This is a genomic window from Virgibacillus profundi (assembly GCF_002287375.1).
Lineage (GTDB): Bacteria > Bacillota > Bacilli > Bacillales > Amphibacillaceae > Virgibacillus_K > Virgibacillus_K profundi.
This window is the reverse complement of record NZ_NPOA01000009.1, coordinates 126,635-151,827: the sequence shown is the minus strand read 5'-3', so window position 1 is coordinate 151,827 and position 25,193 is coordinate 126,635. Positions and strand designations below refer to the sequence as shown.

At 35.3% G+C, this 25,193-nt stretch carries 25 protein-coding genes and 6 tRNA genes; 6 read left to right on the top strand and 25 right to left on the bottom strand.

The window, feature by feature from the left end; genetic code table 11:
• Positions 1–192: 192 nt before the first annotated feature.
• On the bottom strand, positions 193–819 hold the full coding sequence (locus CIL05_RS13960) for an MBL fold metallo-hydrolase (protein WP_095656161.1): 627 nt from the start codon (positions 817–819) through the stop codon (positions 193–195).
• A gap of 154 nt (positions 820–973) precedes the next feature.
• Here CIL05_RS13960 and CIL05_RS13955 point away from each other — a divergent pair, with 154 nt between their 5' ends.
• Entirely contained in the window at positions 974–1,144 is a 171-nt protein-coding gene (locus CIL05_RS13955; RefSeq protein WP_095656160.1) for a DUF2759 family protein, read from the top strand.
• 199 nt (positions 1,145–1,343) lie between these two features.
• Here the strand turns inward: CIL05_RS13955 and CIL05_RS13950 are convergent, their stop codons facing one another.
• The 4 genes from CIL05_RS13950 to CIL05_RS13935 all read right to left on the bottom strand — a co-directional run bounded on the left by CIL05_RS13950 (position 1,344) and on the right by CIL05_RS13935 (position 6,289).
• Positions 1,344–3,263, bottom strand: coding sequence for an LTA synthase family protein (locus CIL05_RS13950; RefSeq protein WP_439144841.1), 1,920 nt, complete (start codon positions 3,261–3,263; stop codon positions 1,344–1,346).
• Positions 3,264–3,485: 222 nt separating this feature from the next.
• The gene (locus CIL05_RS13945; protein WP_095656158.1) at positions 3,486–4,457 is read right to left on the bottom strand and encodes an ROK family glucokinase; all 972 of its coding nucleotides are present in this window, start codon (positions 4,455–4,457) and stop codon (positions 3,486–3,488) included.
• Complete coding sequence (locus CIL05_RS13940) at positions 4,450–4,671, bottom strand: YqgQ family protein (RefSeq protein WP_095656157.1); 222 nt, start codon at positions 4,669–4,671, stop codon at positions 4,450–4,452. The genes CIL05_RS13945 and CIL05_RS13940 overlap by 8 nt, the downstream gene beginning before the upstream one ends.
• Before the next feature lie 160 nt (positions 4,672–4,831).
• On the bottom strand, positions 4,832–6,289 hold the full coding sequence (locus tag CIL05_RS13935) for a spore germination protein (RefSeq protein WP_095656156.1): 1,458 nt from the start codon (positions 6,287–6,289) through the stop codon (positions 4,832–4,834).
• 144 nt (positions 6,290–6,433) lie between these two features.
• Between CIL05_RS13935 and CIL05_RS13930 the strand changes: the two genes are divergently transcribed.
• Positions 6,434–7,288: a hypothetical protein gene (locus tag CIL05_RS13930; RefSeq protein ID WP_095656155.1), complete on the top strand. Its 855-nt coding sequence runs from the start codon at positions 6,434–6,436 to the stop codon at positions 7,286–7,288.
• A 39-nt stretch (positions 7,289–7,327) separates the two neighbouring features.
• Here CIL05_RS13930 and CIL05_RS13925 read toward each other — a convergent pair whose 3' ends face one another.
• The 5 genes from CIL05_RS13925 to rpmG form a co-directional block, all read right to left on the bottom strand.
• Positions 7,328–8,878, bottom strand: coding sequence for a rhomboid family intramembrane serine protease (locus tag CIL05_RS13925; protein ID WP_095656154.1), 1,551 nt, complete (start codon positions 8,876–8,878; stop codon positions 7,328–7,330).
• Positions 8,879–9,500: 622 nt separating this feature from the next.
• Positions 9,501–9,704 carry a protein YqgO gene (gene yqgO / locus CIL05_RS13920; RefSeq protein WP_240510199.1) on the bottom strand — a complete coding sequence of 68 codons (204 nt, stop codon included), beginning with the start codon at positions 9,702–9,704 and terminating at the stop codon, positions 9,501–9,503.
• A gap of 63 nt (positions 9,705–9,767) precedes the next feature.
• A complete protein-coding gene (locus tag CIL05_RS13915) occupies positions 9,768–10,781 on the bottom strand; it encodes a ThiF family adenylyltransferase (protein ID WP_095656152.1) in 1,014 nt (337 codons plus the stop codon).
• Positions 10,782–10,794: 13 nt separating this feature from the next.
• On the bottom strand, positions 10,795–11,361 hold the full coding sequence (locus CIL05_RS13910) for a 5-formyltetrahydrofolate cyclo-ligase (RefSeq protein ID WP_095656151.1): 567 nt from the start codon (positions 11,359–11,361) through the stop codon (positions 10,795–10,797).
• Between the two features lie 119 nt (positions 11,362–11,480).
• Complete coding sequence (rpmG, locus tag CIL05_RS13905) at positions 11,481–11,630, bottom strand: 50S ribosomal protein L33 (RefSeq protein ID WP_095656150.1); 150 nt, start codon at positions 11,628–11,630, stop codon at positions 11,481–11,483.
• 275 nt (positions 11,631–11,905) lie between these two features.
• Here rpmG and CIL05_RS13900 point away from each other — a divergent pair, with 275 nt between their 5' ends.
• On the top strand, positions 11,906–12,112 hold the full coding sequence (locus CIL05_RS13900) for a hypothetical protein (RefSeq protein WP_095656149.1): 207 nt from the start codon (positions 11,906–11,908) through the stop codon (positions 12,110–12,112).
• A 39-nt stretch (positions 12,113–12,151) separates the two neighbouring features.
• A complete protein-coding gene (locus CIL05_RS22425) occupies positions 12,152–12,715 on the top strand; it encodes a hypothetical protein (RefSeq protein ID WP_095656148.1) in 564 nt (187 codons plus the stop codon).
• Positions 12,716–12,754: 39 nt separating this feature from the next.
• On the opposite strand, the gene phoU is transcribed toward CIL05_RS22425, so the two are convergent.
• From phoU to CIL05_RS13835, 12 genes are all read right to left on the bottom strand, one after another.
• Positions 12,755–13,411 carry a phosphate signaling complex protein PhoU gene (gene phoU, locus CIL05_RS13890; protein ID WP_095656147.1) on the bottom strand — a complete coding sequence of 219 codons (657 nt, stop codon included), beginning with the start codon at positions 13,409–13,411 and terminating at the stop codon, positions 12,755–12,757.
• A gap of 173 nt (positions 13,412–13,584) precedes the next feature.
• Complete coding sequence (locus tag CIL05_RS13885) at positions 13,585–15,657, bottom strand: peptidoglycan D,D-transpeptidase FtsI family protein (protein ID WP_095656146.1); 2,073 nt, start codon at positions 15,655–15,657, stop codon at positions 13,585–13,587.
• A 78-nt stretch (positions 15,658–15,735) separates the two neighbouring features.
• Positions 15,736–17,007, bottom strand: a complete 1,272-nt coding sequence (locus CIL05_RS13880; protein WP_095656145.1) for an MFS transporter — start codon at positions 17,005–17,007, stop codon at positions 15,736–15,738.
• A 135-nt stretch (positions 17,008–17,142) separates the two neighbouring features.
• Positions 17,143–17,754 carry a superoxide dismutase gene (locus CIL05_RS13875; RefSeq protein WP_095656144.1) on the bottom strand — a complete coding sequence of 204 codons (612 nt, stop codon included), beginning with the start codon at positions 17,752–17,754 and terminating at the stop codon, positions 17,143–17,145.
• A gap of 249 nt (positions 17,755–18,003) precedes the next feature.
• Positions 18,004–18,076 (bottom strand) — tRNA-Phe (locus CIL05_RS13870).
• Between the two features lie 127 nt (positions 18,077–18,203).
• Positions 18,204–18,296, bottom strand: a tRNA-Ser gene (locus CIL05_RS13865).
• A gap of 28 nt (positions 18,297–18,324) precedes the next feature.
• Positions 18,325–18,401, bottom strand: a tRNA-Ile gene (locus CIL05_RS13860).
• A 33-nt stretch (positions 18,402–18,434) separates the two neighbouring features.
• Positions 18,435–18,510: transfer RNA gene (locus CIL05_RS13855), tRNA-His, on the bottom strand.
• Positions 18,511–18,526: 16 nt separating this feature from the next.
• Positions 18,527–18,603: transfer RNA gene (locus CIL05_RS13850), tRNA-Met, on the bottom strand.
• Between the two features lie 4 nt (positions 18,604–18,607).
• Positions 18,608–18,682, bottom strand: a tRNA-Asn gene (locus tag CIL05_RS13845).
• Positions 18,683–19,061: 379 nt separating this feature from the next.
• A complete protein-coding gene (locus CIL05_RS13840) occupies positions 19,062–20,687 on the bottom strand; it encodes a Na/Pi cotransporter family protein (RefSeq protein ID WP_095656143.1) in 1,626 nt (541 codons plus the stop codon).
• A 247-nt stretch (positions 20,688–20,934) separates the two neighbouring features.
• Positions 20,935–21,567 (bottom strand): NfeD family protein, encoded by a 633-nt coding sequence (locus CIL05_RS13835; RefSeq protein ID WP_095656142.1) that lies wholly within the window; start codon positions 21,565–21,567, stop codon positions 20,935–20,937.
• A gap of 76 nt (positions 21,568–21,643) precedes the next feature.
• Here CIL05_RS13835 and yqfZ point away from each other — a divergent pair, with 76 nt between their 5' ends.
• A complete protein-coding gene (gene yqfZ, locus CIL05_RS13830) occupies positions 21,644–21,964 on the top strand; it encodes a protein YqfZ (protein WP_095656141.1) in 321 nt (106 codons plus the stop codon).
• 33 nt (positions 21,965–21,997) lie between these two features.
• Here yqfZ and CIL05_RS13825 read toward each other — a convergent pair whose 3' ends face one another.
• The gene (locus CIL05_RS13825) at positions 21,998–22,372 is read right to left on the bottom strand and encodes a hypothetical protein (protein ID WP_095656140.1); all 375 of its coding nucleotides are present in this window, start codon (positions 22,370–22,372) and stop codon (positions 21,998–22,000) included.
• A gap of 181 nt (positions 22,373–22,553) precedes the next feature.
• Between CIL05_RS13825 and CIL05_RS13820 the strand changes: the two genes are divergently transcribed.
• On the top strand, positions 22,554–22,838 hold the full coding sequence (locus CIL05_RS13820) for a DUF2624 domain-containing protein (protein WP_095656139.1): 285 nt from the start codon (positions 22,554–22,556) through the stop codon (positions 22,836–22,838).
• 39 nt (positions 22,839–22,877) lie between these two features.
• Here CIL05_RS13820 and CIL05_RS13815 read toward each other — a convergent pair whose 3' ends face one another.
• On the bottom strand, positions 22,878–23,771 hold the full coding sequence (locus CIL05_RS13815) for a deoxyribonuclease IV (protein WP_095656138.1): 894 nt from the start codon (positions 23,769–23,771) through the stop codon (positions 22,878–22,880).
• A 50-nt stretch (positions 23,772–23,821) separates the two neighbouring features.
• Positions 23,822–25,135, bottom strand: coding sequence for a DEAD/DEAH box helicase (locus CIL05_RS13810; RefSeq protein ID WP_095656137.1), 1,314 nt, complete (start codon positions 25,133–25,135; stop codon positions 23,822–23,824).
• Positions 25,136–25,193: the final 58 nt, after the last annotated feature.

Here is a 25,193-nt window from a genome sequence, read left to right as displayed (position 1 = left end):
AAAGAACTCTGCTTACATAAAAATAATGCAGAGTTCTTTTTTATCTTTTATAAATTATTAGATTTTTAAGTTAACACTATTGACATGTTGCTAAACACCATTTATAGTATAAAGTGTAGCTTAACTTATATCCCTAACCAACAAAAGTAGAGCACATCCCCCCTAAAACCCTTCTTTCAAAAGAAGGGTTTTTTATTGTTCTTTAAAAAAAGGATTATGCTGCTTTTCAAATGCTATATTGGTTTTCGGACCATGGCCTGGATAAACTGCAAACGAATCATCCAACTTGTATAAATGGTTTCTAATACTTAATTCCAACTGCTTCATATCCCCACCGGGTAAATCAGTACGCCCTATTCCCTGTTGAAACAACACATCACCACTAATGACATACAAATCTTCAGCGAATACAAAACTTACACTCCCTGGCGAATGCCCGGGGGTATGAATTACTTCAAATGCAAATGGACCTACTTCCATCCATCCCGGCTTTAAAATGTGTTCAGGTGACTTTGTTTTAATTTCATCTCCTGTGAAAAATACAGATCTATTTAAACTTGGATTTTCAAGCCATGAAGCTTCTTTTTCATGTAAGTAGACTTCTATATCATAAAATGTGCGGAGTTTATCAACAGCACCTATATGATCGAAATGAGCATGTGTTAATAAAATTGCCGCTGCAGATAATCTTCTTTCATCCAGAAAGTCGATAATTAAATTCGACTCTCCACCAGGATCAACAATCAAAGCAGTTTGATCATTATAAACAATATAACAATTTGTACCTAATGGACCTAAAGACATACTTTTAATATTCATTCTTAAAAACCTCCAAAATAACTATGATATATCTCGACAAAAGCCATTTGATACTATAAAATAAATAATATAAAGGCTTAGTTACATAATAATACAAATGTAATTTTTAAATCAATCAGAACAGATTGGGAAAGAACACAAGGAGGATGAAATCATGCATATCATATTAGCGATTCTATTCTTGCTAGTAGCACTGGTTGCGGTTGTATCAGTAATTCGTCAATTAAAATTCAAAAATATTTTTGCCCTAGGATTCTCAGCGGTTACAGCCTTAACATTTGGTTTTTTCGCTATTGCAACTTTAATTTCTGAGATTTCCGGATAATAATAAAATTATTTATAATCTACCATAAAACCAACTTTTTATTTATAAGGTTGGTTTTTTAGCAGTTAAGGAAGTATAAAATACTTCCTTACTGCATAAGTGCAACTAAGGCCGTCACCTAAGGGCTTGGTGACAACCAAGTTTTCTAATATTTTCCATAAAAAAGCTGCCCCATTAATTGAGGCAGCTTCTTTCCTTTTTATTTATTTAATTTATCAAAGTCTACAAATCGGAATAAATCTCCATAAATCAAATCATCAGAGTATCCAAGTTCTTTTTCTACTTTTTCGGTAATTGGATCACAGGCATTTTTTAACGCTGTATTTGAATCTGATTGATCCTCTTCCTCATCAACCTCTATTGGTTCACCTGTTTGTCGATCATAACATATTCCTCTTGTAGAAATATATTCATCACTTATAAAATCACCATTTCTAAGAGCAATATATCCTTTTCTGTCATCATGGAATAAATCATTACCAAAGTAAATGTCTTGATCTGTTTTGATTCCCGCCATGTGCAGCAATGTCGGCTTCACATCAATCTGACCTGAGACTTTGGATTTCACTTCACCATCTCCATGACCAGGTATATGAACAAAGAAAGGTACTCGCTGCAGTTGGACATGATCATATGGTGTAATTTCTTCTTTATTTAAATACATACTCATCGCCTTATTGTGGTTTTGACTGATTCCATAATGATCACCCATAATCACAATGATGGAATCTTTATACAGCCCGGCATCTTTTAGCTGATTAAAGAATTGTTCAATCGCTTCATCCATATATCTCACTGTTGGAAAGAAATTATTCAGTGTATTTGAATTAGAATCATAAGGTTCGATAGATTTATCTTCTTCATCCAGCTCAAATGGAAAATGATTTGTTAACGTGATAAGTTTTGAATAAAATGGTTGTTCCAGTGTTTGGAGGTATTTAATCGATTGTTCAAAGAATGGTTTATCTTTTAATCCCCAGCCAATCGAATTTGTATCATTTACCTCATATGCCTCTTCTCCGTAAAAATGATCAAAATTCAGGCTTTCATACATTTGATCTCTGTTCCAGAAGCTCTTATTATTTGCATGAAATACTGCTGAATAATAATCCTTTTCTTTTAGAATTTCCGGCATTGCATTGAATTTATTTTGACCCTGGGTAAAAAACACTGCACCCCTTGATAATGGATAAAGCGAATTTTCCACTAAAAATTCAGAATCAGATGTCTTCCCCTGCTCTGTTTGATGGTAGAAGTTTTCAAAATAATACGTGTCCTCGTCTTCTGTCAAACTGTTCAGGAATGGTGTAATCTCTTGTCCGTTTACATTATTATTAATAACAAAACTCTGGATGGATTCTGCACTGATAAAGATAATGTTTTTATCTTCTGCAACACCAAACAATTCTGATTGCTCACTGCTTCTAACCTGATCATCAATATAATCCTGAATTTCAGGTAATTCATTTCCATCTGCAAATACTTTTTGAGTTTTTGCTTTTGTGTTAATCACAATATCGTAAGCATGGTAATTAAATAATCCAATATTTTTCACTAAATACTCACGGTCAAATGCACGTGTAAATAGTTGCGGTCTTTCCATTTCAGCGAGAAAAAAGTTACCTGCAAGCAACACAAAGGACATTGCTAACGCAAAGACCTTTCCACTTCGAGGGTAATCAGTTATCATCACTTTCTGTTTCTTCTTGCTTAGATACCAAATAATAATAACATCTGCAAATAACAACACATCATATGGCTTGATCAATGTTAAAATACTTGTTCCAAGATCTGCTGCATTACTTGCCTGGAACAGTTGTGGTATTGTAATAAAATCTGTAAACGAACGATAAAACACTAAATTAGCAAACACAATCAGTGTCCCAATTAATGCGGTATACCTTAAAAATTTCATTTGACGTGAGTGCTTTTTAAACCATACAGCTAATGCAAAGATTAGAAAAGCTGACACGAAAGGATTTATAAATAAGATTAACTCCTGCATTGAGTTTTCCAAATCAATATGAAACATAAATCGATACACGATATATGTTTTAACTCCAAATAATAAAGTCGCAATAATATATAACGGTATTTTACCTTGATTTAAATTCCGCATAATCATTTCCTCCTGATATTTCCTATCCATTTTACAGCAAATAGATCATGACTAATTAAATAATTTATTCATCATCATTCATTTATATTCTCATTTTTAAATTCCCGTTATTATGGTCATGTAAACACAAAGTGTATTTCCTGTAAAATTTGCCGTTATACTATATGACGTTTTATCTTAGTTAAAAGTTTCATAGATTATTATTTTTTTCACTAGCATATACTAGAATGTAATACTCTCTATCTTTTGTCTTACAAGAAATGCGCCACCAATAATGCCGGCATCGTTTCCTAATTGGGCTAGCCGTATCTCGCAAATTTCTTTAACTCTGGGTATCGCATATTTTCCAAAAGCTTGTTGAATTGCAAGGAGTAACTGATCTCCCGCTTTTGATACCCCTCCCCCAATCAATACTTTGGACGGATTAATGGAAACACCCATATTCGCTATAACTAAACCAAGAATATCTGTAGTATATTTTATGATGTTTTCACTAACTAAGTCCCCTTCTTTAGCTAAATCAAAAATATCCTTTGCTGTAATTGACCCCGTCTCCTGAAAATGTTCAGCTAGCATGCTTTCCTGGTCTCTTTCAATTATATCCATTGCCTGACGCACAATACCGGTTGCAGATGCAATGGTTTCCAAACATCCATTCCGACCACAATTACATCTATAGCCACCTGGATCAATGGTAATATGACCAATTTCTCCTGCCATCCCATTTTCACCATCTAAAATATCCCCATTTGCTATGATTCCACCGCCAACTCCTGTACCTAAAGTAATTGCAATAAGGTTTCTGACATTTTTACCTGCACCACGCCAGTTTTCGCCAAGCACTGCTATATTTGCATCATTTCCAACAAATACCGGTAAACCGGATCTGGCTTTTAGTTCCTTGGATAATCCATATTCTTTCCAGCCAATATTTACAGCTTCATATACATAGCCGGTCTCTCCATCAATAAAACCAGGTGCACCCATACCGATTCCCATTATATTATCTTTTTTAATTTTTGACTCTTCTAATTCAGTTTTTATCGATTTCCATATATCATCTACGATAGAAAGTCCGTAATTGGACGTATCTGTCGGGATCTCCCATTTTTTTATTATTTCTCCGTCTTTACTTAATAGTCCTATTTTTACTGTAGTTCCGCCAACATCAATACCAATTATCATTTTATTCATGAGAAATGCGCCCCTTTTTTTCATTACTCAATCGTGTTATTTCTTTTCTTAGAAGTAATTTAGCCTGTATGTAGTCTTCTTTATGAATGAATTTTAATTGAAATAATTCATTAATCTCCATGTTCATAAGCTCCAGGTCCCCAATTCTGTCACCAGTATAGATAAAGGTCCCATATTTTTTCAATAATTGTTGAACATCGTAAATAGTTTTCATAAAATCACCAATCTATATTATAGCAAATGTTATGCTGATCAGGTAATTATAGCTCCTAAACTAATCCACGTCGAGCGGGACCAGACTTATATTAATAATAAATTATAACATTAAATCTCCTACACTTTTTTAGCAACCTATATAAAACCCAGATCGTCTATCAACGATCTGGGTCCTGTGGGTTTAAAAATGTCGGTCTTCTATTTTTTAATGGGATAGGTGATCTAATTAAGATATCACGGAATGCACGGTAGGAAAAGGGTAAAAAGGGCCAAAAGTAAGCAATATTAAAGGATTTCATACTTGTTATATAAAGAATCCAAAGCGTTATCCCTGCAACATAACCAATAATTCCAAATGAAGCTGTTGTTAATAGCAGGAATATCCTCACTAACCGGTTTGCAAGACTGAGCTCATAACTAGGTGTAGCATATGATCCAATAGCAGCTATTGCCAGATAAAGAACTACTTCATTGGAAAACCAACCCACCTCTACTGAAACCTGACCAATCATGATTGCTGCAACCAATCCAAGTGCAGTTGCTAAAGAAGAAGGGGTGTGTATTGCGGCCAGTCTCAGCATGTCTATACCTATTTCCGCAAGCAGAAACTGTACTATCAACGGAATTGCTCCCATTTCATTTGGACCAATAAACTCTAATCCCTTCGGCAGGAGATCAGGATTCGCAGAAAGCAGGAAATATAGTGGCAAAATAAATATAGATGCAATTACCGCGAAAAAACGAACCATCCGTAAATACGCACCTACTAATGGCTTTTGCCGGTATTCCTCTGCATGTTGCAGATGATGCCAATAAGTCGCTGGTGTTATCATAACACTCGGAGAACCATCAATAATTATCAGTACATGCCCTTCATATAAATGTGCTGCGGCAGTATCGGGTCTTTCTGTATAACGGACGGTTGGATATGGATTCCAATGACGTCCACTGATATACTCCTCTATCGTTTTTTCTGCCATTGGGAGACCATCTGTATCAATCTTTTTTAATACATGTTTTAAATGGTCTACTCGTTCCATATCTGCAATATCAGCCAGATAACAAATAGCAATATCTGTTTTGGACCTTCTGCCAATTTGAAGATATGCCATTCTTAACGAACGATCACGCACTCTTCTCCGTGTTAATGATGTATTAAACACAATTGTTTCAACATATCCATCTCTTGAACCTCTTACCACACGCTCCAAATCCGGTTCTGCAGGTGCTCTTACGGGATATGTTCGTGCATCAATAATAATTACTTTGTCGATTCCTTCTACAATTAAAGCTGCAGGTCCACCAAGTACAAGATCTGATGCTTCATTCAGATCATCCACCTGATCTATCTCAATATACGGAATATACGTTTTTAATAACTTGGTTAACGGATCCGGTTCTAAATCCTCAGGCTCAATCTTTGCAAGGAATTTCATTAAGAGGTGTAAAATATCGTCTTTTGCAAAACCATCAATGACAAATAAAGCCATCTTTCTTCCTGCATATTCCAGATCCAGATGTATTAAGTCAAAGCTCTCCTCTACACCTAATCTCTCTTTTACATAGTCTACATTTTTATTAAAAGAAGAATATAAAGTCTGTTTATTATTTTCCATTTAGTCACCTGAATTTTCTATAATAATAATTATTAGTTTTAGCAGGGTGAACAATTTTATGCAACAATCCTTGAGGAAACATAAATAGGAACCAATCATCATATATTTTTAAAAAGACAGGCTGATTAAAGGATGACAAAATTCATGAATAAGGGCTTATTTATTTCTTTGAGTGTTATTATATTGGGTTTTAGTATATTTTTTATATTAGGCATCAATACCGCTCCGGCAATTACATATTTCCCAGATGATGAAGATAGCTCTTTTACTTCTGCAAATTCCAATCTGGAACTTTTTCTGCCAAAAGGGAATGACTCTTATCAGCTTGCATGGACAACGGATTCCAGGAGTGATAAGGAAATGTATTTACGTCAGGATGCTTCATTATTATTTGATAACGGAAGGTTAAGGGGTGTTCGCAGTAAATGGGTACAGGACACAGATCATATTCAAATAGAAGAAAAGCTTGTTAGTGAAGATAGCAGCTTCTTTCAGGTAATCTCTTTTCATCATGGGGAAATTCATTATCCGAATGAACAAATCAAAAGTATTCGTCAGATGTCTGCCGACCACTTATATGTAATTGATTCTCCAAATACATCACTTGATGCCTTTAAAACACCTGAAAACGAGTTTGAATCAGAATGGAAGAACCTTCTAAATCGAACAACAAAGCAGCAATTGCTTTATCATTGGAATCGACTGTTTACATATTTCGACATTTCCGGTGAGTCCTATTTATCAGTCCCACTCACTTCACTGCATAAATATAATAATGAGCCCCTTCCAACTATGACTCGAGATGAGACGAACAAGATCATGGGGCAGCTATGGGAAGGTTTATATAAAAACTATATTATTCCAGCAGTAAATACAGAGAATAATCAGCTTCAAAGTTATATACCAATTATTTTATTCGATAAACAAAATCAGCATTTGCTCGTACTGTTTGAATTAAACGCCAAAAAATACAAATTGATACAGCAATACGCAAATTAAAACGTGCCCAGTCAGTTGATTGGACACGTTTTAACATTATTATTGAACTTCTTCTCCAGTAATTTGTTCATATAAATTTATGAAACCTTCATCCTCAGGTTTCATCTCATATGCTTTTATGATGGCTTCCTCTGCTTTTACTGTTTCACCGGTATTAAAATAAAGCAGAGCTAAATTATAATAAGCTTCAGGTATCTCATTGTCAGATTGAATACTTTTTTCTAAATCCTCAATTGCTAAGTCAATTTGATCCAGTTCGATATAGGCATATGAGCGTTGAAATAACAATGGTCCTTCCAGGTCACCTCGTTTGTCCAATGCAGTTGTAGCAATATCCACTACCTCTTCATACTTATTCTCTTGATTGAGTTCTTCAATTTTCATCAGATTATATGCCTGGCTATTCATGTTGTTTTCTATGCCAAATATCACTAATCCCACGATCATTACAAGATAAACCGCAAATGCGATTAATTGCTTCGGTAAATCTTTATTTGATGGAAGGTGAATGATTGCTGAAGCAATAAAGCCTGCAATCAATCCGCCAAGATGGGCACCCATGTCAATTTGTGGAATAGTAAATCCAAAAACAATATTAATCCCGATTAACAAGAGGATATTTTTACCCATTGTTTGAAAAAATACTTTCTTATGAATTACTCCGAAAAATAACAATGCACCGAACAATCCAAATAATGCTCCGGATGCTCCTGCAGATACATGAGAGGAAAAGGCAAAGCTGGCTAAACCCCCACCTATTCCGGCTAAAAAGTATATGATGAGAAAACGCCAGGACCCATAAATCCGTTCTACTAATGATCCTAAATAATATACTGCCAGCATATTCATAAATAAATGCAAGAAGCCTATATGCAGAAACATGGAACTGATAACCCGCCACCATTCCCCTCTTTCAATTATCGCCGGGTTATACTTAGCCCCAAATTCAATTAAATTTTCGATAGACTGACTGTCGCCATTTCTTTCCAGCAAAAAGAACATGAAAACATTTACGATTAATAAAAGATAGATTAAAAAAGGCTTTCCGAACGAAAAAATGTTTTCCACTTCTTTTTGTTTGCTTTGCTGTGCTTCAGTTAATGATTTTTTATAGAATTGAACTTTTTCTTCCATAACACTTTCAGGAACATCTTCTGCAGTTTTAGGGGATGTTGACCCTACAGCCTCATAAAACCTTGTCTCTTCTTCTGTAAATTCATCTTCTGCTAAATAATATATTTTCATTTTAATTGGATTTTTCTCTTTTAGCTGCATCGGTTTTTTTAATACTTCCCAGTCGTCCACAGGAGGATGTGCAGCAATATAAACATTATGTAATTCGATGTTTTTTCCTATAAGCAAGCGGCTCATAGCCTTTGCCTTCTGAAATACATGTGCTATATCTTTTTTTAAGTGATTTTTCCAATCAAATCCCTGATGTGCAATTCGAATCAGCCTGGATGTTTTGTTCTCATATTTCTCCAGCCAGATTTCCTCATCTTTATCATTTATATGAAGCACTTCATATTGGCTGTTTTGTACCAAATGGTTAGCAATTTTATACATCGTAAACTGTTCCTCTAAATACATACATTATCCTCCCCCAGGACATAATCATACCAAATTTATTGGGGTTTTTCTTCTTAAAAGAAAACTCTTTTCTAAAAGATTGAGACTGCATAGTGCCAGCCTACCAAAAAGAGTTTGTGTTTTGTCATAAAAAAATATATACTGCGAAGTAAATTAAGATTAAATTCCCATGATATGTGCTATTGCTGCCGTCCGGGATCGCTCCGGGCGGAAGCTTTCCGCGGGCACGGCCTTAGCCTCCTCGAGAAAACCACTCTGCGGGGTCTTCGGACACGTGCTATTCTGAGCAGGGGTCACCGCCCTTCGCTCACCCGAACTGGTGGAGTGTTCAATGCTTTGTATCAATTAGTTCATATGGTTCATTGCCAATACTTGCAATTATAGCGGAGGAAATACACGGAGACTCCTGCGGGAGCAGAGGCCTAGATGAGACCCCGGAGAGCGACAGCTCGAGGAGGCTCATTAGCCGCCCGCGGAAAGCGTAGTGTATTTCCGGAGCGATGGATTAAACCTATTACCATTGATTTTACGTCGCAGTTTACATCAACTCCGAGAATTAAAAAGTTACAAAGTCTAATAAAAAAGAAGCTGTCATAAACAACTTCTTTTTTTACCTATATAATCAGTTTATGGATTGGTTTCCATTTCCTGTAAACAAACCCGGAAAAATCTTTGTTCGTATTGTTGGCATGTTCATCGATAAAGCAACTGCGGCTCTTCGCAGGAAACTTACAGCGAGGATCGTGTTCATAACCCGGTATCGCCATTTATATATAAGTGAAACTGCAGTAATTATAAAAGTAATTACTACCAATATTCGCATCATAACACCCTCTTTTTCTACTTTTAGTGTGTTATTAGTTATCTTCCAATAGATAAATTTTATACATTAGGATCCGATATATCGATCATACCAGGTTCGTGCTTTAACCTGATCCTCTGTACCTTGGATAAGGACCCGGCCATCGGGAAATAGAACAAAATTCATTTCATCATCAAATTGTGCCTTTACTAAAAATGGGGTTCGTTTAACTGCCGCTACAGAAGAAAGCCGTTTTTCCCATTTTGTAAGATCCAATTGAGATTTCTGATGAATTTGGACAGTGTTCCTTCCACAAAGTACCGTTTCGTTAGCTTTTGCAGTTTTTTGTAATGCAGGGAACTTTTTTTGCTGACAGGTAGGACATGTTGGGTTGGGCTTAGGAAATTTCATATCATATTGATTATTAAACCAAATATCAAAGGTTCTCAGCGTTTTTCTCAAATGATCTTTATTTCCCGTCAGATACTTGAGTGTTTCAGTCACCTGCATGGAGGAAACAATATCAACAGCTGGATTTATAACTCCGACAGTATCACAGGTTTGACCGGTATCACCACCCTCTTTTGTGATACATCTGAGACAGGGAGTTTCACCTGGAATAAAGAATGCAGACATTCCCCTTGAACTGACAACACCGCCATAGGAAAAGGGTATATTTTTCTTGAAACAGATATCGTTCAAAAGATAGCGGGTAGCAAAATTATCTGTTCCATCCAGTACTACATCAACATCCTCAACTAATTCTTCTATATTTTCATATGTAGCATTTCCGATTACAGCTTCAACGGTAATTGTACTATTAATTTTCTTCAGTTTGTTTTTGGCTGCAATAGCTTTTGGCACTGCCTCTTTAACATCTTCCTCATCAAAGAGCATTTGTCTTTGGAGATTGCTTAGTTCGACATAATCACGATCTATGATCCGTAGTTTTCCAATACCTGAACGAACCAGGTGGTTACAAATAACTGTCCCTAATGCACCTGCTCCCACTACAAGTACAGAGCTTTTTTTTATTTTATCTTGCCCTGCTTCACTAATAGGGTTAAATAATATTTGCCGGGAATATCTATTTTGTTCCATTAAAAACTCCCCCTTACTTCACCTTCATATACACTTCTTTTTCAGTAATCATATGCTGAACAGGGATATCAAATGGCTCTGCTGGTACGTTTTCTACTAATTGACTGGAATGAAGGATCGAAACTGTTTCGTTAGAATAACCCATTAAAAACCGGTCATAATATCCGCCACCAAAACCGATACGGTATCCTTTTTTATCAAACAACAGTCCTGGAACAACCAACAAATCAATATTTGCCTTTTCAACTACATTTGATTCGACAGGTTTGGGTTCCAGCAAATTATAATAAACAACTTCCAATTGATCATAGGATTCCAATCTATAAAATGTAAGTTTTTTTTCTTTTGGTGAACATTTTGGAACGGCAATCGTTTTATTTTGCTTCCAGGCTGCTTCTATAATCGCTTTGGTATTCCATTCAAACCCCTGAGCCATTGTAATTCCAATACATTTTGCATATGTCCATAATTCAGATGATAGAAGATTTTCCGTTAATTTACGTTCAATATTTTGTTTTTCAGCTTCCGAAAAATTTTTAAGTGTCTTGATTGCAGATTGTCGTAATTGTTGTTTATCCAATTCCGTTTCCCCCTTCGAAAGCAAACTCTCTATTAGTAGAAGTATAACGCAATTTTTGGCAAAAATAAAAAAATAAACTCTTATCAAGGATGATAAGAGTTTCTCTAATTCAAATTTAATTATTTTGTTTCACGATGTAATGTTTGTTTTTTAAGACGTGGACAATATTTCATAAGCTCAATACGCTCAGGATTTGTACGTTTATTTTTTGTAGTGATGTAATTACGTTCTCCTGTTTCAGTACAAGCTAAAGTGATGTTAACGCGCATGATTTTCCCTCCAAACTTTTAAAAACTTACTTTATACTGATAGGAAAGTATAACTTTTTTAGGAAATCAGTATAAGTGTAACTAAGGCTTTCGCCATTAAGGCTTGGCGACAAGCCAAGTTTTCTAATAGAAACCTTGTATCATTTCATTTCAGACTTAATTATAATAGCAGATATTATTAAAACTATCAAGATTCTTATGGTAAAAAATTATTGTTTTCTCCTATCCAATTCTATGTTATAACTAATAGTGAACACGAATTGGAGGGAATTAAGTTGATTTATGTAATATTTTCCATAATTGCTGTTGCGGTAGTCCTATTTGTATTATCCTATTTCATGAATGATAAGTTTGAAGAATTGGAGAGTCAATTAGAACAATTATCAATAACAACAATGCAGGATACATATCAAATGAAGAAAAAAATAAAAATACTGGAAGAAGAATTGCTACCCCAGGATCTCACATCAAAAGAGAATTAAAGGATCTGAAAAGAACCTTATCATGAGAAGGAGAAGAATATGAAAAAAACAGTACGCTCATTTGCAATTGGTCTACTTACTGCAGGAATTATAATGCTGGTTACTTTTTACTTTGTAGATGAACCGGAAGCAGAAGGGAAAACCGTTGAAGACATGATTCCATTAGTTGAACAAGAGGGATTTCGGGTTATAACCGAGGAGGAATATATTTCATTATCTGTTAAGGGTGATGAGAATAATGCAGCTAATAATACTGAAGAGGAAGATACAGCTGCCGATGAATCAGAAGAAGAAGTTAATGACACTGAAAATAACGCGGAAGATGATAATACTTCAGAAGAGGATGCTTCGACTGAGGAAGACACATCCGAAGAAGAAACTACTGAGGAAGATGAAGTTATCACATATACATTAACAATAGCGTCCGGGATGGCCTCCACTACTGTAAGTTCTCTCTTGGAAGATAATCAGATAATTGAGGACTCAAACGAATTTAATCAATACCTGAATGACCAGGACTACGGTTTAAAAATTCAAATTGGCGAATATGAATTAACGAGCGATTTGAGCTTTTATGAAATAGCTGAAATCATAACAAAATAAGCTATATGGCAGCAATGAATCATGCTGCCATATAGCTTTTTAATTTAAATTATAGTTTTCTCCTTTTACTAAAAACAAAATACTTTCACCAATATTTGTTATATGATCCGCAAATCGTTCAAGGTATCTTGCACAGAATGCAATTTGCATAACATATTGAATTTTATCAGCATTGGTTGCTGTTTCTCCCAGCATTTCACTAATAATGAGCTTATATAGTTTATCTACTTTATCATCCATCCCAGAAAGCTTTCCTGCAATTGTGATATCCTCATATTTAAAAGCATTAAGCGCTGTCTGAAGCATCTCTATGGAAAGATCATGCATTGTTTGAAGCCCCTCTGGGATAAGGGCTTTATTATCCTGTCCTAAATAAATTGTTGATTTCGCAATATTTTTTGCATTATCCGCCATCCGCTCAATGTCTGTAACAATTCTGACTGCAATAATCAATCTTCGTAAGTCTGTTGCAACAGGCTGCTGTTTTGCGATAAGCAGGATAGTTTTATCATTGATCTCCATTTCTTTTCTGTCTATTTCTATGTCTTTAGCGATAATTTGATTGGCCAGTTCCATATCCTGATGGTAAAGTGCTTCGATTGATTCACTTAAAGCTTTCCCTGATAAGTTTGCAAGTGCAATAATATCTTCATTAATTTCTTCCATTTCACTTTGAAATTGGTCACGTGTTGCCATTTCTCCACCCCAGTCTTTTCATTAACATAATTTGAAATGTCATTTACATTAATCATAGCCGAGTTGTGTTAATAGCCTATTAACCTATTGTAAAATTTATGTAAAAATTTGAGAATAAAAAAAGACCCCTGAATTAAATAACTTTAGTTCAGGGGTGGTAATATTTTTCGATATCATTCTTCTGTATCCTCTTGCTCCTCTTCATCTCTGTCTTCTTTCATATCAAAGTACGTATCCATAATTCTCTCACCAATCGCATGGTTAATTGAATGCTGCTGTGATTGAGTTCCCAGTCTGGGAACAACTACTGCAAACGCAATTTCTGGTTCATCAAAGGGAGCATATCCTACGAGTGTCAGATTTTCAGTTTTTATCTGAACACTATTCTCATAAAACTCATTTTCCGCTGTACCTGTTTTACCAGCAGGGTTATAATCCTTATCAGCCCAATAGCTGTACCCTGTTCCACCAGGACTTTGAAAAGCCTGACGAAATCCTTCCTGAACTCTTTCTATATGACTATTGCTCATTTGGATTCGATTTAATACCTCTGTACTGACACTTTTGCGAACAGGACCCAATTCACCCTCAGCATTATTCGGTTCTCTGATTTCCTTTAAAAAATGTGGTCGAACACGGTACCCATCATTGGCAATGGTTGCTACATATTGTGCCATTTGCATTGTCGTAAAAGTATCATACTGGCCAATTGCATAGTCCAGTAACTGTCCAGCCGTTGATTCGCCAACAAAGCCCGTTGCTTCATATGGGAAATCGATACCTGTCTTAACACCAAGCCCGAATTGTCTGAAATAATTCCGCATTTCCTGGAAATAATTATCATTCGTAAATACTAAAGAATCATGTTGCTGGAAATTATAATGCCCCCCCATTCGCATAGCAATATAAAACATATATACGTTTGAAGACATTCTTAATGCATCAAGATCGTCTACAGTTCCAAGGTTTCTCCAGGATCCTTTTGGGTCTGAATCTTTTATTATTATAGGTCTATCGTAAAAAGTCTGCCATGGTGTAATAACACCGGATTCATATCCTGCAAGTACTGTTGCCCCTTTTACGATTGAACCAGGAAGATGCGAATCATACAAAGTTTTATATGCTGCATTTTCATATTCGTTATTTTCCCTATCATAATGCTGTCCCGATACCGCCAGTAGTTCACCTGTTTGTGGGTTGATAACAACTGCAAGCGCATCTTCCAAATACGGATTTGAATAATTGCCAAGTGCTGTTAGCAATTCCTCCCGGACAATTTTATCAACTTCCTCCTGGAATTCCATATCAATTGTCAGAACTAAATCTTTCCCTCGTTCACCTTGGACAACAGTTTTAGCATCGATAACTTTTCCACTCTTATCAGTGGTATATTGAATTTGTTCCTTTCTTCCACGCAAAATCTCTTCGTATTGTTCTTCCAAACCACTTTTTCCAACCCGGTCATTTCGACTGTATCCTCTTGTTAAATAATATTCTTCCTTTTCAGCAGGAATCCCTTCCTCCTGTGTCGATATTGAACCAAGCAGGCTTTTGAATGTACTTTCATAGGGATGTTCCCTATTCCAATCTGTAGTTGCATTGATCCCTGGCAATTCATCAAGATGTTCAGCAACTCTTGCATACTCTTCTGGTGTTACATCTTCATTTTTTACAGTTTGTGGTGTTAACGAGTATGCTTTGTCGAGTTCTTTTTTAATTGCTATTACTTCAAGAACTTCTTTTGAAAAACCATCAATTTCCTCATCCGTTATTAGCTTTAATGTCTCACTATACTCTTTTGTGTCATCCAGTTTTTCTTTCGCTTCATCGGATAACCTATCGACAGCTTCTTCTTTATTTTCCAGATACCAATACTCTCTTCTATTTCGATCAGTAATACCGTCCAATATCTCTTCACTGTCCATGGAAATATATTTAGCCAGATCTTTAGCCACTTCCAATCTTTCTTTTGCCTGTGTTCCTTTTGGCGGCGTATACGTAATGGAATATAGTGGTTTATTATCTACAATAACATCATGGTTTCGATCATATATTTTTCCTCTTGGAACAGGGATTTTCGTTGTATCCTGAATGGTTCGATCAATTTCTTTTTGAAAATCTTCACCATTTAAAATCTGTACAACCCCTAATTGGAAGATTAGAACAGAAAACAATAAAAATACAACAAAAAATAAAATATTTAAGCGAAAGGGAAGCTGTGCTTTTTTCTTTTTCTTTGTTTTCATTTATTCTCCCCCATTTACATGCAATTTCACGAATATCTTTTCTATTATAGCATTTATCTAGAAAGATTCTAAGGGGGTTTACCTATTTTTTTCATCCGGTATCTGTTCTTTTATTAAAACTTCTTTTTTCGGCTGAGATCCCAGGTGAACATTTTTAACAAAGAAATAAATAAATACATGACCTGAACCAAATATAACCAATAAAATCGGAATTATCTTTTCCGGATTTAAGAAGGAGACTGCGATAAGAAAAACCAGTATGGAAATTACTCTTCCTAGATTAACAAACACTTCCCTCACTACAATGTATTCCACGCGCATTTCCTTTGCCTTCCAAGCCTTTCCAATTACATCATAAGTCATGGAAACATAAGGTACACTTATAATTGGATATGCAATCCCAATAACAACTGCATAGATCATCAACAGCATGTAACTTATGTCGAATAATATTATAAAGATAGAGAAGAAAAGTATTAATCCCCCAAGCAAAATAGCCTTCTTTCTTAACGGAGGTTTAATAAATTTCGTAGCAATAAAATAAAAAACAATTGACAGTCCAGATAAAAATACATTAAACATACCTAAAGCAAATTCACTTTTTGTTACTAAAAAGACCCAAATTGATATGACAAATAAAAATATTCCTTCTCTTAAGCCCTGAAAAATATGTGCATATAATATTCTGCCCCAGTTTTTATTATGCTTTCTTTCTTTAAGTATTCTTCTAAAATAAAAACTTCCTTCCGCCTGGCGTCTCTTTAAAAAGAAACTGAAGGCAACAGCACTGATAAATAAAATAAAAGATATCGTAAAAATGGTAGTGTATCCTATGTTTGCTTCCATTTTGGCTATGATTACCCCTGCTAATAATGGACCAATCATTCCTCCAAAGGATTGCAGGACACCTAAAAAGCCATTGAAAAAGTCTCTGGTTTCCGGTTCGGTGATCTCAAATGTTAATACATTAAATGCCAGCCAGTAAAATCCGTAACCAATACCTAACAGGCTCCCCAACATGAAGTTATAGGTAGATGATTTTTCACCTATAATTAACACACTCAAAAAAAATAGAGATAAAAAAATTACCCCTAGTCTTAAAACAATTACCCGATCTACTTTTTTTGCGAGTTTACCGGCTATGATAAAGGTGATTGGCTGAAATAAGCATATTGCCAAATTGTACATCGCAATTGTAATATAGTCACCGGACTGTTTCCATAAATAAATATTTACAAATGTATTAGATAAAAAAATCCCTAATGAATAGAGACCTCCTATAACTAACAAGAAAAGTAAATCCTTACTTACGTCTATTTTATCCTGATAAAATTGCAAGCTTTTTCGCATAAATAAATACTCCTTTTGTCTCCTTTATAGTGTAAACAAATGGGTATCATATATACAAAAAAGCTCTATCTTTAAAGAATATATTACATACAAAAATGCACACAGACGGTCTGTGTGCATTTTTCAAAGTACTATTTATTTTGCTTCGTTATAATTTTTTGTTACTTCATCCCAGTTTACTACGTTCCAGAATGCTGAAGCGTAATCAGGGCGTTTGTTTTGATATTTAAGGTAATATGCATGTTCCCAAACATCAAGGCCAAGTAATGGTGTTTTACCTTCCATTAAAGGACTGTCCTGGTTTGGAGTACTAGTTACTTCAAGCTCTCCATTGTTAGATACAAGCCATGCCCAACCGGAACCAAAGCGAGTTGCTGCTGCAGTTTCGAATTCTTTTTTGAATTCATCAAAACTGCCAAATTTAGATTTAATTTTATCAGCTAATTCTCCTGAAGGCTCTCCACCACCATTTGGTGAAAGTACTTTCCAGAAAAGGCTGTGGTTAGCATGTCCTCCACCGTTGTTGCGAACAGCAGTACGTGCACTTTCTGGAACAGCATCCAGATTACTAACTAAATCTTCAATTGATTTTGCTTGTAGATCCGCCTGTCCTTCCAAAGCACCGTTTAATTTCGTAACATATGTGTTGTGATGCTTCGTATGGTGAATGTTCATCGTTTCTTTATCGATTGTTGGTTCCAGTGCATCATATGCATAAGGTAATTCTGGTAGTTCAAATTTTGCCATAACTAAAATTCCTCCTCTAATAATCTTATTATTAAAAGGGACCTGAAAATTCACCCTTTAAAAGTAAGGTTATCAAAGCTTTATCCCACTTGCAAATGATATGCCCAAACATGGTTTTGCTAACTTAAACCCTACTTGGATACTATTTCCCTGATTTTTTAGTTTAAAACATCTTTTGACTAGGATATCCATTAATGTTCTATATATCTTTCCATAAAAAAACAAGCCTATAGCTTGTAAAATTAAAAGTGGCTCGGGACGGAATCGAACCGCCGACACAGGGATTTTCAGTCCCTTGCTCTACCGACTGAGCTACCGAGCCATAAATTAGTATAAAATTAAATGCTGTTCTCGCAGTTTAAATTATTTCGATGTTTAATCAAAGATGTTTTCTGTTCGTCGTGTTCTTCTTACTATTAGCTTAACCATTGAAACGCATTAAATATGTATGGAGGAGGTAGAGGGATTCGAACCCCCGCGCGGTTTGACCCGCCTGTCGGTTTTCAAGACCGATCCCTTCAGCCGGACTTGGGTATACCTCCGAGAAGTTTAATGGTTAATGATTATTAATGGTGGACCCTGCAGGACTCGAACCTGCGACCGATCGGTTATGAGCCGATAGCTCTAACCAACTGAGCTAAGGGTCCTTCAAATAATATTATTTAGTTATTAGAGATTTATGGGGCGACCGGTGGGGATCGAACCCACGTATGCCGGAGCCACAATCCGGTGCGTTTACCACTTCGCCACGACCGCCGTAATATATTGTTTATGGTAGCGGCGGAGGGGATCGAACCCACGACCTCACGGGTATGAACCGTACGCTCTCGCCAGCTGAGCTACGCCGCCACATTGGCTCCACAGGTAGGATTCGAACCTACGACCGATCGGTTAACAGCCGATTGCTCTACCACTGAGCTACTGTGGAATAATCTAATATAAGTTAATCAAGGCAGTATAATCTAACATGTCTGTGCTCGTCGTGTTGCAAGTGTTTTCGGTGATGTTAGCACTTTTGCACATGAACGATTCTGATGCTTACGGCTAGATGCAGTGGAATAATCTAAACCTTAAAAAGCATGAGCACGAAATATAATTTACCATGTCCGACAGAATCTGTCAATATCTTTTTTTCACCATTTGAAAACGAATAATATGTAAGCTCTTTAAGCGACAATATATATAATAGCATTTTCAAAATTAGATTTCAATACTTTTGTTAAATAATTGTATAAACATGTACAATACTGATGAAACAACACCAAAAAAATAAAAGAGAGAAGGGTTTCTCCCCTCTCCCTATCTGATTATTCTCCCAATACTTCCTCTGCGATGTTAACAGCATGATCCCCAATACGTTCAAGATTACTGATAATATCTACGAAAACAATACCAGCGGAACCACTGCAAAGCCCCTCATTCATTCGTATAATATGCTTTTTACGATAGGTTCTTTCCATTTTGTCGATTTGATCCTCTTTTTGTACTACGGCAAGTGCTTCTTCTCGATCTGTAGCTTCCAGAGCTTTTACGGCTTGTTTGACAGTTAGGATAGTCAGTTCAAACATATCATTAAGGTCTTGCTGTGCCTGTTCTGTCAAATGAACTTTATTCGATATTTTATAATCAATAAGTTCAATAATATTTTCAAAGTGGTCCCCGATACGTTCGATGTCACGTACAGTATCCATTAATGCTGTATGCTTGGCACTCTCTAACTCCGATAATGAACCTGCAGATATATCTATGAGATAATCCGTTATTTTACGGTCTAAATTGTTTAATGCACCCTCAATTTGCATAGCCATTTCAGAATGCTTTTGATGTTGTGTATTTAAATATTGATTTGTTTCCTCAAGACCATTTGAAGCGTATTCGCCCATTCTAATTATCTCTGATTTTGCCTGGTCTAAAGCTAAAGTTGATGATTGTTGAATAAAAATAGGATCTAAATGTTTTGGTTTATATTCCACAATTGTATCTTCACCCGGAACTATCTTAGTAACCATCCACGCTAATGCGCCAATGAAAGGGAACTGAATGATCGTGTTTGTAATATTAAAACTACCATGTGCGAAGGCTAAAGTCATTTCAGGATTCAAACCTAACTGCGTTTGTAATAAAGAAATGAATTGTGTAAATATACCCAATAATACAAGGAATAGAGTGGCACCAACTAAATTAAAAATAACATGTGTATATGCTGCTCTCTTTGCTGCAACAGATGCTCCCAAAGATGCTAAAATAGCGGTAATTGTAGTCCCGATATTATCACCAAATAACACAGGTATGGCAGCTTTCAGTTCAATTGCACCCTCTGAAAATAAACCTTGAAGAATACCTATTGTAGCACTAGAGCTTTGAACAATTAATGTAAATACAGTGCCTATGACTACTCCTAGAATAGGATTATCACTCATACTTACTGTTAAATCATGAAAGGATTCCAAGCTTCTCAATGGTGACATACCACTGCTCATTAATTCCAAACCAAAGAAAAGCGCTCCAAAACCAAAGATAGTTTGTCCAACTGCAGTTACCTTTTGATTTTTGAAAAAGAATATTAAGAAACAACCAACTGCAATAATTGGAAGTGCATATTCTCCAATATCAATACCGATTATAAATGCAGTAACAGTCGTCCCAATATTGGCACCCATAATTACACCAATTGCTTGTCTTAATGTCATAAAACCTGCGTTTACTAAACCTACTGTTAATACTGTTGTACCTGAACTACTTTGTATAAGTATCGTTACAATAATACCTGCTAATACACCTAAAAAGGGATTACTTGTAAATTTATCAAGAATGTCCCGCAAGCGGTCACCTGCTGATTTCTGAAGTCCGTCTCCCATATATTTTATACCCAGAAGAAATATACCCAGACCCCCGATAAATTCAAAAATAAGTGTCTGTATATCGATATCCAATACTACTACCATCCCTTCGTTAATGCTCGAAATTTGTCACATACCTTTTCCATTATTAAATCATTATTAATCATTTGTAAAGGGTTTTAAAAATAATTTACATTAAATTTACATTCGAATTAATTTACTCTCTATTATTAACTACCCTATATGTACAAATCTCATTCTTATAAATATAAAAAAGATAATACCCATGGACTTATTAAAGTTCCAGAGAATTATCTTTTTCATTATGGTGCAACCGCTTTTACTTATTAATTTTTTCAACAAGAATCTTTGTTCCATCCACCTGAACAATCCGAACTGCACTATTTTTAGCAATCCACTGTCCATTTGATATAGCACTATAATCTTTATTATCTATTCTGATTGTACCAACAGGTCTTAAATCATTTAAAGTTACTGCTTCCTGATTAATTAACTTTTCATAACCCTGATTCATTGAACTGTAGCCTGCTTCTGTTGTTAATTGGTCTTTTAATGTTATTTTTGACCACATGTCCCTTTTCTTAAATACCTTTAAGAAGAAGAAAGAAGCTGCTCCCCCTAATAGAACACCAATGACAGCATACATGCCTGCAGTTAAATTGGGTGCTGCCAGTGCAACCGATGTTAACATTGCTGCTGTCCCCAATGTGGCAAGGGTTCCATCATTTATTATTTTTCCATCAATAATAATAAGTAATAATCCTACAAAATATATAATAAGCATAAGAAGAAAAGAGCCTGTTCCAACATAGACACCAAAGTATACTGTAATAAATCCAATCCCTAATAATCCAAAGATTCCACGTGCATTAATCAGGACCTCTCCAATTAAAAATAATGTAGCAAATCCTGTGATCACAAACCCTATCCAATCGTTATTAAATATATCCATATCATTTCCTCCTCCCCACTTACTTAATGTACGTATTACCATTATAAAATGTTTCATTTAAAAAGGGGTAAATAATATGAATTTCTTAAAAAAATTATTTATTTATGGTCTTATCCTACTTTTTATCATAAGTATATATAAAGACTTGACACCTGAAACCCCGGATGAAATAAAAAATAACATGCCTGTTGAACTAAAACTTTCTGTACTTCAAATGAAAGTCGAACCAGGGGAAACGGTTCTTTCGATTGTTGAAAAAATAAATAATGATAGCATACAGCTACTTGATATGGAACAGATTTTAACTGATTTCAACATAGCAAATCCTCAAATAAAAGATCCATATAACCTTAAAGAAGGCTCTTTTTATTATTTTCCCGTCTATACAATGAAATAAAAGAAAGAGGCTGCAATAACAGCCTCCCACAGTCTATACAAAGGGTAATATAAACAGTCTTATGATAATAGAGATTGCCCCTGCGGCAATAGCAATATTACCTAACGTATCTGCTCCACGACTTCTGGAAACAAAACCAAGGATGATCCCTGCAGCTCCAAGAATAATCGGCATCATGAAAAATGAAACAACGGATAAAGCTAAACCAATCCAACCAAATGTGCTGTTGACATCAGTATCTTCCTGATTTAGTACTTCATCATAATCGTCTGCCGTTAACTCTGCAGCGAATTCTTCATTTCTGGAGCTGTCCGGCTCTACACCAACGAAATCCTTGTTTCTTTTTTGTTCTCCATGATTTGGTGGTTCTTCTATTTCTTTATTTTTGTACCTTTGAAATTCATCCATAAACAAGACCTCCCTTTCTTCTAGTTGAGGTGCTGTTATAGTTTATGGATAAATCAAACATATAATTATGCTAATTTCTGGTAACTCTAAAATGTTAGTCGATTTTATGGTGTTAATTATGTATCTGATTTAATTTACTCTGCATATATTACAATAGTTTCCATTTCAAAGGAGTATGATTATGTCCATATTTATTAAAGAAATGATAAAAAACAAACTAAAACAGCTTTCACCTGAAGAAATACTTTATTATGGGAAGCAATACGGTTTTTCCGTTACAGAAACAGAAGCACAAAGTATTTCAACATATGTCAGAAGAAATCCCGTTGATCCTTTCAATAAAAATAGTCAGGAAAAAATGTTTAAACAACTAGCTGGCATCACCAATACAGAAACAGCAAAAAAAGCGCAGAACTTATTTTATGAGTTAATTAAAACTTATGGTTTAGAGCATCTGTTTAACTAAAAAAAGAAAGAGGCTGTATTCTGTACAGCCTCTTCCAGTTTAACCATTAACAATTTTTTCTTTTAGATCTGAGATAAATGAACCGTCTTTTATCATATCTATTTCAAATTTGTATGGCGGTTTTTTATTTTTTTTATCTTCACCAACATAAGGTGTTTCTAATATTTTTGGTAAATGTTTTAACTGTGGATGATGAATAACACCATGCAATGCTTCAAACCCTATATATCCAAAGCCTATATTCTCATGTCGATCCTTATGAGCCCCACGTACATTTTTACTATCATTTACATGAATTACTTTCAGACGATCTAAACCAATTATTTTATCAAATTCATTTAATACACCATCGAAGTCATTTACAACATCATATCCCCCATCATGGATATGACACGTATCCATGCAGACGGATAATTTTTCATTATGCGTTACGCCATCAAAAATATGGGCTAATTCATCGAAGGTTCTTCCTATTTCTGTACCTTTTCCAGCCATTGTTTCCAGTGCAATCTGGACATCTTTGTCTTTTTCCAGTACCTCATTTAAACCTTCGATGATTTTTTTCGTTCCTTCTTCCACCCCTGCTCCAACATGTGCTCCAGGGTGAAGAACAATTTGCTTCGCACCTAATGCCTCGGTTCGGTCTATTTCACTTCGTAAAAATCTCACACCTAAATCAAAGGTTTCCGGCTTGGTTGTATTTGCAATATTAATTATATATGGTGCATGTACAACAATATCTGACATACCATTTTCAGCCATATGTTCACTACCTGCCTTGATGTTTAATTCTTCGATGGGTTTTCTTCTTGTGTTTTGTGGTGCTCCTGTATAGATCATAAAAGTATTTGCGCCATAGGAAGCAGCTTCTTCACTTGAACCTAATAGCATTTTCTTACCACTCATCGAAACATGTGATCCGATTTTTAACATGAATAAATCTCTCCCTTTTCCCTATAAAAATTGCATCTATATAAAAATATCTATTTGTTATATTTATTTTTCTTTGATAACTGCCTTTTAATGAATTCCTGCTGTGTTTTCATTTTTTTCTTATAGCCTGGTTTTACCTTATTCGATTTCCGTACACGTTTCCAGGCTTCCTTCTCAATATCTGTATCTGTTTTTGTCCGTAAATTACGTTCATTCCATGGTTTTGCATCGCGCCATTCACCGTTTTTAATATCTGTATAAGTAAAACTTAATCCTTTTTGTTCAAGCTTTTCAATTAGTTTAATATCATGTTCCTGATAAATACTTATAGCTGTACCTTCCAGACCTGCTCTAGCCGTTCTGCCAACACGGTGAATGTAGAAATCTTCTTCTTTTGGAATTTGAGCATTAATTACATGGCTGACACCTTTTATATCAATACCTCTTGCTGCCAAATCTGTTGCGACGATATATTGATAACGGAGATTTTGAATATCTTTTAAAACACGCTTACGCTCCCTGGGAGTTAATCCGCCATGTATCAAACCAACGTCCAGACCTTTTTCCTGCAGAGAAGCTGCAAGTTTGTTGGCTATTTCTTTTCCATTCGTAAATATAATGGCCAAATAAGGCTGAATTGTTTTTGATATTTCAATAATAATATCTGCTTCATTACGATGTCTTAGATCAATCAATCTGTGTTCCATTGTTTCAGGTGAAAAGTGATCATCCACTTTAACATATAATGGATTTTCTAAATATTTCTTAAAAAAATGTTGCAATCGTTGTGGAATAGTTGCCGAAAATACAAGTAATTGGATCTCCTTTTTACAACGAAGCAATAATTGATCCACATCATTAATAAACCCTAAATCAAGCATTAAGTCAGCTTCATCTATGACAAATGAAGCGGCTGAATAAATAGAAACTGCTTCCTCTTTCACAAGATCCAGAATTCTTCCTGGTGTACCTACAATGATATGTGGGGGATCTTTAAGCTTGTCCACCATTTTTTGCTTATCTGTTCCACCAACAAGCAATTTTGAAATCCACTGCTGCTCTTTGCCTGCATAATGGATGATCTTTTTTACTTCCTCATGTAATTGCGTTGCCAATTCCCTTGTGGGGGCAGTAATGACAAATTGAACCTGACGTTTGTTTACATCCATCTGGTTAAATAATGGAAGCAAAAATGCATGTGTCTTTCCGGATCCTGTACGTGATTGTCCGATAACACTTGTTCCTTGTAAAATTGCAGGAATTACTTGTTTTTGAACTTCTGTTGGTTCCCGAAATTTCAACCGGTTTATGACATCCATTAATTCCTGGTCAAATGAAAAATCATTGAAGCTGTTTATTTTCATATAATAGTACTCCTTTTTAGGTAAGACTGTTTTCATCTAATTTATCGTTTTTATACGA

Coding starts and splice junctions, on each gene's coding strand:
- CIL05_RS13960 (WP_095656161.1), bottom strand. CDS start 819: ATGAATATTAAAAGTATGTCTTTAGGTCCATTAGGTACAAATTGTTAT.
- CIL05_RS13955 (WP_095656160.1), top strand. CDS start 974: ATGCATATCATATTAGCGATTCTATTCTTGCTAGTAGCACTGGTTGCG.
- CIL05_RS13950 (WP_439144841.1), bottom strand. CDS start 3,263: ATGCGGAATTTAAATCAAGGTAAAATACCGTTATATATTATTGCGACT.
- CIL05_RS13945 (WP_095656158.1), bottom strand. CDS start 4,457: ATGAATAAAATGATAATTGGTATTGATGTTGGCGGAACTACAGTAAAA.
- CIL05_RS13940 (WP_095656157.1), bottom strand. CDS start 4,671: ATGAAAACTATTTACGATGTTCAACAATTATTGAAAAAATATGGGACC.
- CIL05_RS13935 (WP_095656156.1), bottom strand. CDS start 6,289: ATGGAAAATAATAAACAGACTTTATATTCTTCTTTTAATAAAAATGTA.
- CIL05_RS13930 (WP_095656155.1), top strand. CDS start 6,434: ATGAATAAGGGCTTATTTATTTCTTTGAGTGTTATTATATTGGGTTTT.
- CIL05_RS13925 (WP_095656154.1), bottom strand. CDS start 8,878: ATGTATTTAGAGGAACAGTTTACGATGTATAAAATTGCTAACCATTTG.
- yqgO (WP_240510199.1), bottom strand. CDS start 9,704: ATGATGCGAATATTGGTAGTAATTACTTTTATAATTACTGCAGTTTCA.
- CIL05_RS13915 (WP_095656152.1), bottom strand. CDS start 10,781: ATGGAACAAAATAGATATTCCCGGCAAATATTATTTAACCCTATTAGT.
- rpmG (WP_095656150.1), bottom strand. CDS start 11,630: ATGCGCGTTAACATCACTTTAGCTTGTACTGAAACAGGAGAACGTAAT.
- CIL05_RS22425 (WP_095656148.1), top strand. CDS start 12,152: ATGAAAAAAACAGTACGCTCATTTGCAATTGGTCTACTTACTGCAGGA.
- phoU (WP_095656147.1), bottom strand. CDS start 13,411: ATGGCAACACGTGACCAATTTCAAAGTGAAATGGAAGAAATTAATGAA.
- CIL05_RS13885 (WP_095656146.1), bottom strand. CDS start 15,657: ATGAAAACAAAGAAAAAGAAAAAAGCACAGCTTCCCTTTCGCTTAAAT.
- CIL05_RS13880 (WP_095656145.1), bottom strand. CDS start 17,007: ATGCGAAAAAGCTTGCAATTTTATCAGGATAAAATAGACGTAAGTAAG.
- CIL05_RS13875 (WP_095656144.1), bottom strand. CDS start 17,754: ATGGCAAAATTTGAACTACCAGAATTACCTTATGCATATGATGCACTG.
- CIL05_RS13835 (WP_095656142.1), bottom strand. CDS start 21,567: ATGGATATATTTAATAACGATTGGATAGGGTTTGTGATCACAGGATTT.
- yqfZ (WP_095656141.1), top strand. CDS start 21,644: ATGAATTTCTTAAAAAAATTATTTATTTATGGTCTTATCCTACTTTTT.
- CIL05_RS13825 (WP_095656140.1), bottom strand. CDS start 22,372: ATGGATGAATTTCAAAGGTACAAAAATAAAGAAATAGAAGAACCACCA.
- CIL05_RS13820 (WP_095656139.1), top strand. CDS start 22,554: ATGTCCATATTTATTAAAGAAATGATAAAAAACAAACTAAAACAGCTT.
- CIL05_RS13815 (WP_095656138.1), bottom strand. CDS start 23,771: ATGTTAAAAATCGGATCACATGTTTCGATGAGTGGTAAGAAAATGCTA.
- CIL05_RS13810 (WP_095656137.1), bottom strand. CDS start 25,135: ATGAAAATAAACAGCTTCAATGATTTTTCATTTGACCAGGAATTAATG.